Origin of the sequence: Peribacillus aracenensis (assembly GCF_025175645.1) — a bacterium.
In the GTDB taxonomy this organism is placed as follows: Bacteria; Bacillota; Bacilli; order Bacillales; family DSM-1321; genus Peribacillus; species Peribacillus aracenensis.
The window spans coordinates 222,983-236,349 of sequence record NZ_JANZMJ010000004.1; the positions used below are offsets into that span (position 1 = coordinate 222,983).

At 39.2% G+C, this 13,367-nt stretch carries 10 protein-coding genes; 5 read left to right on the forward strand and 5 right to left on the reverse strand.

The genetic code is table 11. The annotated features are described in order from the left end of the window. The first annotated feature begins 41 nt into the window (after positions 1 to 41). The 3 genes from N0M92_RS06815 to N0M92_RS06825 are packed head-to-tail and all read left to right on the forward strand — an operon-like array spanning position 42 to position 3,761. A complete protein-coding gene (locus N0M92_RS06815; RefSeq protein WP_260285026.1) occupies positions 42 to 1,568 on the forward strand; it encodes a spore germination protein in 1,527 nt (508 codons plus the stop codon). A 19-nt stretch (positions 1,569 to 1,587) separates the two neighbouring features. Further along, complete coding sequence (locus N0M92_RS06820; protein WP_260285027.1) at positions 1,588 to 2,679, forward strand: GerAB/ArcD/ProY family transporter; 1,092 nt, start codon at positions 1,588 to 1,590, stop codon at positions 2,677 to 2,679. After that, entirely contained in the window at positions 2,676 to 3,761 is a 1,086-nt protein-coding gene (locus tag N0M92_RS06825) for a Ger(x)C family spore germination protein (RefSeq protein ID WP_260285028.1), read from the forward strand. Before N0M92_RS06820 ends, N0M92_RS06825 begins: the two co-directional genes overlap by 4 nt. Before the next feature lie 608 nt (positions 3,762 to 4,369). Here N0M92_RS06825 and cysI read toward each other — a convergent pair. Then, complete coding sequence (cysI, locus tag N0M92_RS06830) at positions 4,370 to 6,100, reverse strand: assimilatory sulfite reductase (NADPH) hemoprotein subunit (RefSeq protein WP_260285029.1); 1,731 nt, start codon at positions 6,098 to 6,100, stop codon at positions 4,370 to 4,372. A gap of 27 nt (positions 6,101 to 6,127) precedes the next feature. Then, on the reverse strand, positions 6,128 to 7,942 hold the full coding sequence (locus N0M92_RS06835) for an assimilatory sulfite reductase (NADPH) flavoprotein subunit (protein ID WP_260285030.1): 1,815 nt from the start codon (positions 7,940 to 7,942) through the stop codon (positions 6,128 to 6,130). A 337-nt stretch (positions 7,943 to 8,279) separates the two neighbouring features. Here N0M92_RS06835 and N0M92_RS06840 point away from each other — a divergent pair, with 337 nt between their 5' ends. After that, positions 8,280 to 9,188 carry a LysR family transcriptional regulator gene (locus tag N0M92_RS06840; protein WP_260285031.1) on the forward strand — a complete coding sequence of 303 codons (909 nt, stop codon included), beginning with the start codon at positions 8,280 to 8,282 and terminating at the stop codon, positions 9,186 to 9,188. A 124-nt stretch (positions 9,189 to 9,312) separates the two neighbouring features. On the opposite strand, the gene N0M92_RS06845 is transcribed toward N0M92_RS06840, so the two are convergent. The 3 genes from N0M92_RS06845 to N0M92_RS06855 all read right to left on the reverse strand — a co-directional run bounded on the left by N0M92_RS06845 (position 9,313) and on the right by N0M92_RS06855 (position 12,098). Then, the gene (locus N0M92_RS06845) at positions 9,313 to 10,047 is read right to left on the reverse strand and encodes an SDR family NAD(P)-dependent oxidoreductase (RefSeq protein ID WP_260285032.1); all 735 of its coding nucleotides are present in this window, start codon (positions 10,045 to 10,047) and stop codon (positions 9,313 to 9,315) included. A 443-nt stretch (positions 10,048 to 10,490) separates the two neighbouring features. Continuing rightward, complete coding sequence (locus N0M92_RS06850; RefSeq protein ID WP_260285033.1) at positions 10,491 to 10,994, reverse strand: DinB family protein; 504 nt, start codon at positions 10,992 to 10,994, stop codon at positions 10,491 to 10,493. A 105-nt stretch (positions 10,995 to 11,099) separates the two neighbouring features. Further along, on the reverse strand, positions 11,100 to 12,098 hold the full coding sequence (locus N0M92_RS06855; RefSeq protein ID WP_260285034.1) for a D-cysteate sulfo-lyase: 999 nt from the start codon (positions 12,096 to 12,098) through the stop codon (positions 11,100 to 11,102). Positions 12,099 to 12,653: 555 nt separating this feature from the next. On the opposite strand from N0M92_RS06855, the gene N0M92_RS06860 reads away from it, so the two are divergent. Then, entirely contained in the window at positions 12,654 to 13,367 is a 714-nt protein-coding gene (locus tag N0M92_RS06860) for a GntR family transcriptional regulator (RefSeq protein ID WP_260285035.1), read from the forward strand.

The following is a 13,367-nucleotide window of genomic DNA, read 5'->3' on the forward strand; positions in this document are numbered from 1 at the left end:
AATGCTAGGATAACTAGCCTTAGATTAGAGGTGACAACATTTTGTTCAACCGCGGAAAGTTCAAAAAAAAACCCAATCAACCAAACGATAAAAATGATGAATTAAATAAAGCTTCGGAAGTAAGGGACCTTTTCAATACCCTTTCTTCTTCCACTGATTTCGTAAACCATCAAGGAACATATAATGGCATAGGATATTGGGTATCCTTTTATCGCTCTTTAATCGATGCAAAGGAGCTTCACGAAAGTATTCTTTCTGTCATACCGACTCTGGAAACGATAAATTTGGAGCAAATAAAGGAAAACGTACCTATTGAAAATACACTGATTACCAGCACCAAGATTATAATCGAAGAAAGGATCATGAGAGGCGAAATTGCACTTCGCTTAGATGGAAATCTTGATGAATGCCTATTAATCAATGTTGCAGCCCAAAAAGGAAGACAAGTTGATAAGCCTGAACTCGAATTTGGGATCATCAGTGCTCAAGAAGCGTTTGTCGAGGATATTGATATTAATCTGAATCTAGTTAGAAAAAGGCTGCCTATCCCTGGATTGCAAGTAAGTGAAAAGACTGTGGGGTCATTGTCTAAAACAAAAGTGGCAGTGTTATCAATAGAAGGGATCGTTGATCAGGAAAATGTAGATAATGTTATACAAAGGATCAATGACATAGAATTTGATGAAATATTGGATGGGTCCAATCTCGCGCAAATGCTATATGATAATTCAAATACCTTATTTCCCCTTTTTCTAAATACGGAAAGGCCTGATCGCATCGCAAGTGCACTGGCTGAAGGTAAAGTAGCCTTGTTAGTCGATAGGTCATCCTCAGTACTCATTACTCCGACCATTTTGTTGGAATACTTTATCACCATGGAAGATTATAATATGCCTTGGGTTCCGGCATCCGCTTTCCGGTTATTAAGGATATTCGCGGTCGCTTTTTCGATATTTGCCACTCCTATTTATGTAGCCGTTCTTACTTATCACTATGAACTGATCCCTAAAGATCTTTTGGAAACGATCGTCACTTCAAGGAACTTAATCCCATTTCAGCCATTGATCGAAGCATTATTCTTGGAGATTTCCATAGAGCTATTACGGGAAGCGGCTGCCAGGCTGCCAACGAAGGTGGGTCAGACATTAGGTATCGTCGGCGGTATTGTAATCGGTCAAGCAGCCGTTGTTGCTGGTTTGACCAGTAATATCTTATTGATCATCGTTGCCCTCTCGGCATTGGCATCATTTGTTACTCCTATTTACAAAATGGGTAATGCCATACGGCTGCTGCGGTTCCCCTTTTTAATGGGAGCCCAAATTTGGGGGGGACTTGGCATAATCATTACGGCTGTGTTTTTGATGACCCACCTTATCAAATTAACGTCAATGGGACACCCGTACCTTGAACCCATATACCCATTTCGTTTGCGAGATTGGAAAGACAGCTTTGTACGTCTTCCCTTTAATGTTTTCAAGTCACGACCTGTGAATTTACGTCCTGATGATACGTCCAGACAGCCACAGCCAAAAAAAGCAAGAATCAAAAAAAATGATTTTAATGAATGATCTTAAATGAGGGGCCTGTATGAACCAAGCTGGTGTTAATGAAAAATATAAGGTATCACCGTTCTATGTGTTTTTTTTAGTGCATGCCATGCAAACGGGAGTAGGCGTTTTAAGTTTTCAAAGAGTTTTAGCAAAGTCGGCGGGAACTGATGGCTGGATTTCGATACTACTTGCCGGACTGATCGTTCATATATTGATCTGGATCATATATAAAATATTAAGTATCGTCCCAGGTGATATCATTTCTGCCAATAATCATGCATTCGGAAAATGGATTGGGAATTTTTTCAGTCTATTATTCATTTTTTACTTTTTGATCCTTGGGATGGATATGATTATCAGCTATATAAATGTCATACATGTTTGGATGTTTGAAGCGGTAGCTTCTTGGGAGTTTACAGTGGTTTTCTTGCTTCTGATTTATTATATAAATACGGGAGGCTTTCGTACAATTACGGGAATTGCCTTTTTAAGCGTCATTTTGTCTTACTGGATTTTCTTTGTCCTATTTTATGCCATGAAATACTCTGAATTCACCAATTTGCTCCCTATATTCGACCACACTCTATTGGATATACTGAAGGGAACCAGAAGTACTTCCTTAACTTTACTTGGTTTTGAAATGATCCTGATGTTTTATCCGTTCATCAAAGATGCTAAAACATCACAAAAATATGCTCATGGAGGGGCATTAACAACAACCTTATTAACCGTTTTCACTTATTTAGTTTCACTGATTTTTTATTCACACAAACAGTTGGAGCTGACTATCTGGCCGACACTTACAATGACCAGCATTGTCGAACTGCCCTTTATCCAGCGATTTGAATATATAGAAGTTTCTTGGTGGGCCATTTTTGTCATACCCAACATGACTATCTGCTTGTGGGCTGCCAGCAGGGGTATCAAGCGCATATTCAATGTTCAGCAAAAGTATCCATTATGGGCGATATCCATTATTATCCTGCTTACTAATATATTTGTTTTTGATCAAGATTCCCTATATATATTGAATAAAATCATCAATCCATACGCCGTGCTTTTCCTTTTATTATATTTGCCTCTTCTTTTAGCCATCGTTTATATAAAGAAAAGGAGGAAACATTTATGAGAAAATTATTTCTTGTCATCTTGGCTTTTCCCCTCCTTTGCAGCTGTGCCGAGCCAAGAGTGGTTGATGAAGTCAATATGTCCCAAGCCATTGGCTACGATATACGAAAGGATAAAATAATCGAAGGAATGTTCATCATCCCTATCTTCCAACAGGACAAGATGGGTATGTATCAAATCTTAACTGGAACATCAACAACAACGAGTGATGTTCAGGCCATCGTATCCAAAAAAGCGGATAAGCCGGTGATGCTTGGACAAACACGCATCGTTTTATTTAGCGAAAAAATCGTACATGAAATAGGAATGACAGAACTGACCGACTATCTCTACCGTGAGCCTCAACTTGGAAACAGGGTCTTTTTGGCCATCGTTGAAGGAAAGGTCAAGGATTTCGTAAATACAAAACCACCAAATACGAATGTAAATATTGGAGTCTATTTATCGGATTTGATCAATCAACAAATTGAAACAGGGAACGGCCCGGAAACAAACCTCCATCTTTTTTTAGGAAACTCTCTAGAAACAGGCGGCGATTCGTTTCTTCCTTTGTTTAAGTTAATTAATAAAGAAGTTGCAGTATCAGGAGTGGCCTTGTTTCATGAAAATAAAATGGTCAGTAAAGTTCGAACGGATGATATGTTCATTTTCAAGACGTTAGTTCAAAACCATAGGCGGGGAATTTACAAATTCAAATTAAAAGACAATAAAAGTAGCAATATCGTAGTGGAAAGTATACGAAGCGGATCAAGTTTTGATGTATCCTCCTCAGAGAGAAATCCGTCCATTACGATTAAGCTCAAAATTAAAGGACAAATCAAGGAATCCATGCGAAGTGACAACCTTACCAATAGAAAGATGATAAAAAAAATTGAAAAGGAAATGGAAGATGATATATCCAAGCAAGCAAACCGTCTTATTAAAGGTTTTCAGAAAAAATCCCTTGACCCGATTGGATTGAATGAAAAATATCACTCCAAAAATAAAAAAATAAACTATGAACAATGGAAAAAGATCTATCCCATGATGGACATTAAAATAGAAACCAAAGTTGACATTCTCCAAACCGGGGTCTCTGAATAATAAATTTTTTAGGAATCCTTTTCGAAAGGAGCGGACTTTTTGAAAAAACATGAAATTTCAGTCATTGCAACTTCAGTGTTAGGTATAAGTTTAATCACAGGAATCTCTTTTGCTTTGCTTCCGCAGGTAACAATAAAAATGAATTGAACTCAGATAAAGTGACCTTCTTTGTCTTCCCGTCTTCTGCGATTTCCAGTTCAGTTGCTGTACCTCAAAATTATAACCGGTTATAGTTTAGTGGAACAGTCCCTCCTCTGGAGAGGTATAGCAATACAGAAAGGCAGGCAATCGGAATCTTAGAATCATTAAAAGCAGATTTGAAAACTAAGGGACTTTCCCTCGCTGATTGCCTATGTCCTGTTCTTTAATACAAAGGAAAATTCAGTAAAAACCGCTCGTTCCACAGTAGGGGTGCAAAGTCTGGTTCCGCCGGATTATCTTATAGAGATTGAAACAGAGGTAACCTATAAAAATAACAGCAAGTCAAAAAAAAAGACGATGAGAGTGAATGGTCATGTTTCAATACCGGTGTTCCGGGCTTTGTCCGCTGAAAAACTTTTGAATATAAAAAGAGACAGGAAAATATACCTGTCTCTCGCTGTATTTAATCAATCATGAAAATTCATTCCATCCGTCACTTCTTTAACGATGCCCGCATTGATGACAAAGTCACCGAAATGCTCTCCTTGCTGACGTTCTTTTGCATATCGGGAAAGAAGTACACGCAACTCTTTCAATATCTCTTCTTCACCGATGTTTTCACGGTACATTTTGCTTAATCGGCTTCCGTCGAATGCAGCACCGAGATACATATTATATTTGCCAGGTGCCTTACCGATAAAACCTATTTCCCCAAGTGCATGCCGGGCACAGCCATTCGGGCAACCGGTCATGCGTATCGTAATTTCTTCGTTCTTCAGCCCGTTTTCATCTACGATTTCCTCGACTTTATCAAGCAAAACCGGCAAATAGCGCTCTGCTTCGGCCATTGCCAACCCGCATGTTGGAAGTGCCACGCATGCAATCGAGCTGCGTCGGAGCGCCGAATGATGTGCACCATCCGTCAAACCGTATGTTTCAAGCAATTCTATGATTTTTTTCTTTTTCTGACTTGATACATCTGCAATGATCAGGTTTTGATTGGCCGTCAAACGGAAATCACCAGTATGAATCTTTGCGATTTCACGCAAACCGGTCATCAGCTTGTAATCATTGGAATCGGCAATTCGGCCACCTTCGACAAATAGTGTAAAATGCCATTTTCCTTTCATGCCTTTTACCCATCCATAGCGGTCACCATTATTATCAAAATGATAAGTTCTCGCTTCATCCAACTTCCATTCTAAACGATTTTCCAATTCAGCCTTTACCGTTTCGAGCCCAAGCCGGTCAACCGTATACTTGAACCGTGCATTTTTCCGTACGGAACGGTTTCCATAATCACGCTGAATCGTAATGACTTTTTCAGCCACATCCAGTATTTGATCTGGGTTGCAAAAGCCGATTACCTTTGCCAGTTGGGGATATGTCGCCTTGTCACCATGGGTCATTCCCATACCGCCGCCGATCGCCACATTAAAACCAATGAGTTTTCCATTTTCAACAATGGCTATGAAGCCAAGATCCTGGGAGTAGACATCAATATCATTGGATGGAGGTACCGCAATGCCGATTTTAAACTTCCTTGGCAAATAAAGCTTTCCGTACATTGGTTCGACCTCCTCCAATTCAGGAGTACCGACCACTTTTTCTTCATCCAGCCAGATTTCATGGTACGCCCTTGTACGTGGCAAGAGGTAATCACTCAATTTTTTCGACCATTCATATACTTCGGAATGGATTTCGGATTGAAATGGAATCGAATTGCACATTACGTTCCGGTTTACATCTCCGCATGCAGCGATGGTATCCAGCATGGAAGCATGGATTTCCTGAATGGTTTTTTTCATATTCCATTTCAAAATACCGTGCATTTGAAATGTTTGTCTTGTGGTCAATTTCAAGGTCCCGTTACCGTATTTTTGAGCAAGGTCATCCATAACAAGCCATTGAGAAGGCTGTGCCACCCCGCCGGGCATGCGGACACGCAACATAAACTGATAGGCAGGCTCCAGTTTTTGTTTCTGACGCTCATTGCGCAGATCCCGGTCATCCTGCAAATAACTGCCGTGATGTTTCATTAGTCGATTGTCATCATCCGGAATACCGGCACTAATCCGATCCTGCATCACTTTTCCAAGTGTACCTCGCAAATAATCGCTTTTGTCTTTAATTTGCTCAACATCACTAGGCGGGCCTTCTGGTGCTTTCAATAGTGCTTTCAATAGTGGGTTCACCATGTTGTTATCTCCTTTTCCTCCAAATTTTCAGTACACATCACGTTGATAGCGTTTATTTTGTTGTAATTCTTCAAGATAAGCTTGCGCATCAGCATGGCTCATATTGCCTTCTTTTTCAATGATCTCAATAAGCGTATTATGGACGTCATGTGCCATGTTTTTCTCGTCACCGCAAATGTATACTGCTGCCCCTTCTTGAAGCCATTCGTATAATTCCCCGCTGTGCTCGCGCATCCGGTTTTGAACATACACTTTTTCATCAGTATCACGTGAAAAGGCAACATCCATTTTCGTAAGTACGCCTGTTTCCAACCACTTTTGCCATTCAGTCTGATAAAGGAAATCCGTGACGAAATGCTGATCGCCGAAAAAGAGCCACGTTTTCCCTTTCGCTTCCGATTCTTCGCGATCCTGGATAAAGGATCTGAACGGAGCTATACCCGTTCCCGGTCCAATCATGATTATTGGAGTGTCTGGGTTCTTCGGCTGCTTGAAATTCTGGTTATGCTGAATGTAAACAGGCAGCATGTCACCAGGCTGTAATCGGTCTGCACATAAAATGGAGCAGACACCTTTTCTTTCTCGTCCGTGACTTTCATACCGGACAGCCCCGATTGTCAAATGCACTTCATCCGGATATGCGGATAAGCTACTCGCAATTGAATATAGGCGGGCTGGAATTTTCCGGAGGATCGATACGAATTCTTGCGCCGATTCACCCCACGAGCCAAAATCACGGACAAAATCCAGCAAATCACGGCCTTCACGATATTCTTTTAATCTTTCTTCATTACCAGGCACTAAAAGCTCCTTTAAATCTTCGTTATCTGAAAGCTGACCCGCTTGTTCAATGAGGGATTTTGTCAAAACCGTAATTTCAAAATCGGAGATGAGCGATTCCCTAAGCTGACGAACATCTCCCTGTTTATTGACCTTCACGATTTCTTCTGGGTCCCAATTGAGTTCCTTAAGAAGCATATCCACTAAATCCGAATCATTTTTTGGATAAATACCAAGGCTGTCTCCAGGTTCGAATGCAAGACCAGAGCCCTCAAGAGATAACTCGAGATGATTTGTCTCTTTATTGGAGCCGCGACCGTTCAAGTTTATATTTTCAAGCACTTCCGCTTTAAACGGATTTGTTCTCGAATACGTTTGTTCACCTACTGAAGCCACCGTTGCAGGAACTGCAGCAACAGAACTGCCTTGCCCTTCATTTAAACTAGAAATGACTCCTTCCAGCCATTCGGAAGCAGGCTCATCATAATCAAGGTCGCAGTCCATTCGCGGAAATAACCGTGTCCCGCCTAGTTCCTCCAAGCGTTTATCGAATTGTTTTCCCGTTTCACAGAAAAACTCATATGAACTGTCCCCAAGCGCCAATACTGAAAAGCGGAGACCTTCGAGGCTCGGAGCCCTCCTGCCATGAAGATACTCATGGAAAGACAATGTATTATCCGGCGGATCACCTTCTCCATGCGTGCTAACGGAAATGAGGAGATTTTGGACTTTTTTCAAATTGTTGAATTTAAAGTCACTCATGGATGAAATGGTAACCTGATAGCCATTACCCTCAAGCTTACTCGCCGCATTTTCTGCCAGCCCTTGAGCATTGCCCGACTGTGAACCATAAAGAATGGTCACCTCTTTTGATACTGTCTTTCCGCTGCTTTGAGCCTCCAATACCGGAGCGTCGGCTGAACTCGTATTCGAAACTGACAAAGATGCAGCCAGATAACCGCTCAACCAAACTTTTTGTGTTTCTGTCAAACTAGGCAGGAGGCTGTTAAGGAGCTCTGCCTGCTCATGATTAAAGGGACTGTTACTTACCTGAAGTTGCACGATTTCCACCTCACAAAGGGATATTAACTTATCTTAGTTGATTCTTAGGTATAACGAGTGGGTTAAACATTTTTATTTCCATCCATAAAATAATTAATTCGTTTACTCCTATAGACGAAGTCGGTTTTAACTCCAAAAAAAATTGAAAATACAGACATTATAGGTTCATAGCACGCTACAAATAAAAAATAAGGTTATAAAGGACATTAACCTTCCCCAGCTTATACTCTTCCTAAAATAAGTTTCTCATTAAAACTTTACTGGAAGGCGCATCATTAGTAAAATATATATAATTTATTGTAACTATTAAGAATATTAATAATAAGGAGAAATTTCTATGTACTATGATGCTCTAAAAACATTTGTGACCCTAGTGGAAGTCAAGAATTTTACTAAAACAGCAGAAATGCTTCTTATGTCGCAACCAAGTGTTAGTTTGCATATAAAAAAATTGGAAGAAGAGTTCCAAACCAAATTATTTCTCCGTTCTCCAAAATTCCTGAAAGTCACCTTAACGGGAGAAATTCTTTACGACCGGGCCAAGCAAATGATCACAATCTATGAACAGACCAGACAAGACATTCAGGAACACGATAGGTCCATCAAGGGCGAATTGAAGATCGGAGCAAGTTTTACAATAGGAGAGTATATCCTCCCTTCTTTACTCATCGACCTTCAAGAGGACTATCCTGAACTTGAACTTCAAGTAGTAATCGGTAACACGGAAGAAATCGTCCAAGCCGTTCGGCTATACAAAGTGGATATTGGTTTAATCGAAGGTCAAACTAATGAAAAAGAGCTTTCTGTTCACCCATTCATGCAAGATGAGCTATTCATTGTGTCTTCTAACAATCATGAACTCGCTAATCAAGACGAAGTCGGGATTACTGATTTACATGACCAAGCGTGGGTAACAAGGGAAGTTGGATCTGGGACACGTGAATACCTTAATCACGTCATACGTTCAAATGGATTGAAAATTAAGTCGATACTCACGATAAGCAGTAATCAAGGAATTAAAGAAACACTTATAAAAAACGGCGCAGGGCTGGCCCTTCTATCCCGAAGTGTAATTGAAAGGGATGTACAAAATAAAATCCTTTCTATTATTCAGGTGAAAAATGAATTCTTTAACAGAACACTTTCGTACGTCTATTCCCCAATTATGGAAGATAAAAAGAATGTCAAAACTTTCATAACTGAATTAAACAAAAAATGGCCTATGAAAGCAAAGCCGATAGGATGATCATTGAGAAGCATGCTCGCTTATTAATGCTGTATGTAAACCCATTGATAGGTTTAGAGCTAATTTTATACATGTTAAAATCAATTTAAAACTACTACAAAGGGCAACGAACAAGGAAACAGAACTATCTTAGATACCCCCCATTATTAATATCAAACGTTGCGCCTGTATAATGCTTGGCTTTATCTGATAATAAGAAGACAACAGTATCGGCCACATCTCCAGGCAGGACAGGTGTATGGATAAGTTGGTGACTTACATACTCCTCTTTTCTCCATTCAGGTATGGTACCCATCATGGGAGTATTAACCATCGTTGGGGCAACAGCATTAACTCGGATGTATGGTGAAAAATTCATGGCACAGCTTTTCGTTAAACCTAATATGGCAGCTTTTGATAACCCATAGATTGCATCTGAACTGCCCTCTATTCCTGACACTGAAGACATATTAACGATAACTCCCTCACTTTGGCTTTGGAACAATCTTTTACCGAACATTTGTGAGAGATAAATAAACCCTTTAACGTTTATATCCAGGACTTTATCAATTTCATTTACTTGATAATCCAGTATATTTTTCGCCAAATAAATTCCAGCATTATTTACTAAACCATCTACATCAGCATGTTCTGCTTCAACATATACAAAAAATTTAACCACCTCTTCATGATTACTTACATCTAACTGATATGTATGCAGGGGATATCGATTGTCCAGTGACAGCATTAAATCATTTAAAGAATGTTCATTAATATCGCATGCAAGTACTGAAGCCCCCTCAAATAAGCATTGTTTCACTATTTCTTTTCCTATTCCAGAAGCTGCGCCTGTTACGATTACTTTTCTATTTTTGAGCACTTATTAAAGCTCCTCTCTCTATTCATTGCTGCTGTTAACTAGATTGTATCATTAGCGTTACCCATTAACATCGTTCAACTCCTAGTTTATTACAATTTAGCGAAATTAAGAAATCCAGTAATCTCCCCTTTTTTAATCAAAGAAAAGACTTTATCGATATTTCATTTCATTATATCGTTCTTTTCTGAAAATAATTAAAATCATCTACACCAATATTTGTGATAACAACGTTTTAAGATTCCATAGAATATTTGTAATTCTTCTCGTCTCTTTACCCTTACCGATAGGGTTTTATTTGCTCGTCTATCTATGCTGAATTAATTATAAGGAAAAGAAAGCAAAAATTAAATATCCCAATCTCTCAGTGATATAAATGAGAAATTGGGATATTAATAAAATTTAGAGCCTGTCTGTTGCTCTAACTCTTTAAGGTAGCACATGTTTTAAAGTGGTGGATTTTGCACACCTAGATGAATCCAATCTTCTTTTGGCGGCCCATAAACCCCAGAAGGTTTTATTCCTGCCTGACGCATCAGAACCGTAACTTGTCCGCGATGATGAACAATATGCTTGATTAGCCCCATAAGAATGGAAGCATTTGTTTCCTGTCTTCCAAACGCTTCTTGTATTTGTTCCAGGGATTCGTCTGTCCATTGCTGTTCAATTATTTTTGCTACGTGAGAACTTACATTTTTAAAAGTGATGGCAATTTCCCGAGCTGAAGATGGAACGTTTTCCGAACTTTCTATCCGTTCTATCTTTAAACCGAAATGGGCTAGATAATCTGGAATGTTCGTGGTGAAATGCCATGCAATTCTTCCTAAAGTGCGACCTTCAGGATAAACTTGTTGATCTAATGAATCATCAGTCAAACCATCCAAAACATTTTGAGTCAGTATGGCTTCTTTATTCCATTCTTTAATAAAATCCGCAACGGTAATATACATATAATGCCTCCCCTATTTCGATAGATAATTACTTAAAGTACATTATATAATGTGAAACACACATAAAATAACTGTGAGAAATTTCTTAACGAATTTCTCAAGATTTTATCCATTAAAGAGAGAAGTATTGGCGTATAACGATGAAGCTCCACCAGAGTGAACAAATAGAATGTTATCCTCAGGCTTAAAGGTGCCTTTTTGTATTAAATCGATGAGTCCCGCTGCCGCTTTACCCGTATATACCGGATCCAGCAAAATCCCTTCCGTTCTTGCCATTAACTTGACTGCTTCCACCATTTCAGGTGTAGGCAAAGCATAACCCGGTCCGACATACTCATCAAAACAAGTAATCTCCTCACGAGGAATTGAATGTGGAATCCCGATGTGTGCTAACGTTTCGTTAACTAGCTGATGAACTTTCTCTTCTTGTTCGGCTTTTCCTCTGCTTACGTTTATCCCGATCACTGATATTCCACTTTGATTTCCATGAAATCCTGCGGCCAAACCAGCATGCATTCCTCCGCTGCCGCTTACACAAACAACTGCTTTCAAATCAATCCCTTGGTCAAAGGACTGTGCCAAGATCTCCTGTGCGCAAGCCACATATCCCGTTGCACCAATGACATTCGATCCCCCAACTGGAATGAAGTAAGGTCGCTGACCTTTCTCTGATACCTCTTTAGCCACTTTCTGCATTTCTTTCATTAAATCCGCACCATTAGGGACAACTATAATTTGGTCAGCCCCCAATAAATGATAGAGAAAATAGTTCCCGTTAAAATCCGGCTCTGAATTTTTTGAAAGTCCCTCTTCCAACACAAGGATGCATTTCATTTTCTCTTTAACGGCAGCAGCTAGTGTCAAGCGGCAATGATTGGATTGAATGCCTCCACATGTAATCAACGTATCCGCGCCTTTTTCCAATGCATCGGCAACAAGGAATTCCAGTTTTCTTGTTTTATTTCCCCCAGCCGTCAAACCAAGCATATCATCGCGTTTAACATAAATGGATGGGCCCCCAAGAACTTCAGAAAAATGATCTAACCTTTCAATCGGTGTATTTGTTGGTGTATATCGCTTTCTGGGAAATTGTGCTAAATTCATTCAAAAACTCCTCCTGTATTCTCTGTTGTACAAAGAAAAAAAGAATATCAATCTGATGTTCTCTTTACTTTAGATAATAAATAATAGCAAATGTTCCTTTTCCATCATAGCATCTTTGGGTAATCGAGCAAATTCAATGCACTTCTAGCAGGATAGAATTCTCCATATACAACAATCATCGCGGCAAAGTGACACATATCAAAACCGATTTTCACTGTAAGTTTGCTTCCGCTTATTCTATGACACCCTTGTTTCCCCTAATATTATCAGGCAGTTCCCCAGTTTCAGGACGGGTGGGGTTTCCGAATTTTATACCTTGCCAATGAGGAAAGATAGCCTTGTGAGCGTGTTTGGTTATAATTGTTTCATAGATCATTTAAACCACATTTTTATATGAACTAAAACTCTAAATCATTTTGTTGTGCCAAAACAGAAACGGACCCTCCGATTGAATAGTATAAATAATTAAAAGTCTGAAGCATTGCAATGACTTCAATCGTTTTTTAAGATAAAATAAATATACTTGTATATAATTGGATTGTAGAAAGGAGCACCATGGAAACCAATCACTATCAATATATTACAGAACAAATAGAACATTATTCTTCTAAGCCCTTAAGGGAAGCTATATTTTTTGTTATAAAAAATGCGATCATTGAAGGGATTTTTTTGCCTGGAGACCGTTTAACGGAAGATGATATCGCTCAACAATTCAATTGTAGCCGTACACCGGTTCGTGAATCTTTGAGGAAATTGGAACAGGAAAATTTGCTTCAGGTGAAACCTGGTATAGGGATGGTCATTTCCAATGTGGATATTGAACTTTTACAGCAGGAATTGGAAATCAGGAAAATGCTCGAAAACTATTCGATACAAAAAGCTTGTGAAGGAATTACGGAAGAGGAATTAAAAAAACTGGAATGGGCAACGGATAAACTGCAACAAGCAATTAATAGTAATGACCGAATAGCGGCAAGTCGAGCAAACATTGAATTTCACCGCTTATTATATTCCTACTCGAGAAATACCTTTCTCCAAAAAACTACGGATTCGTTATGGTTATCTTTTCGAATTTCCTTTTTATCGGCCCGTAATGAAGAAGTTACAATGGTTGATAAATCTTGGTATGAGGAACGAAACAATGAGCACTTACAACTAATCCATGCCATTCGTGACAAAGATGTAGAAAAAGCAATAAAGGTCAACACGATCCATATCCAAAAAAACTATGATTATTATCTTGATTACATAAAACATGTATCCGAATAA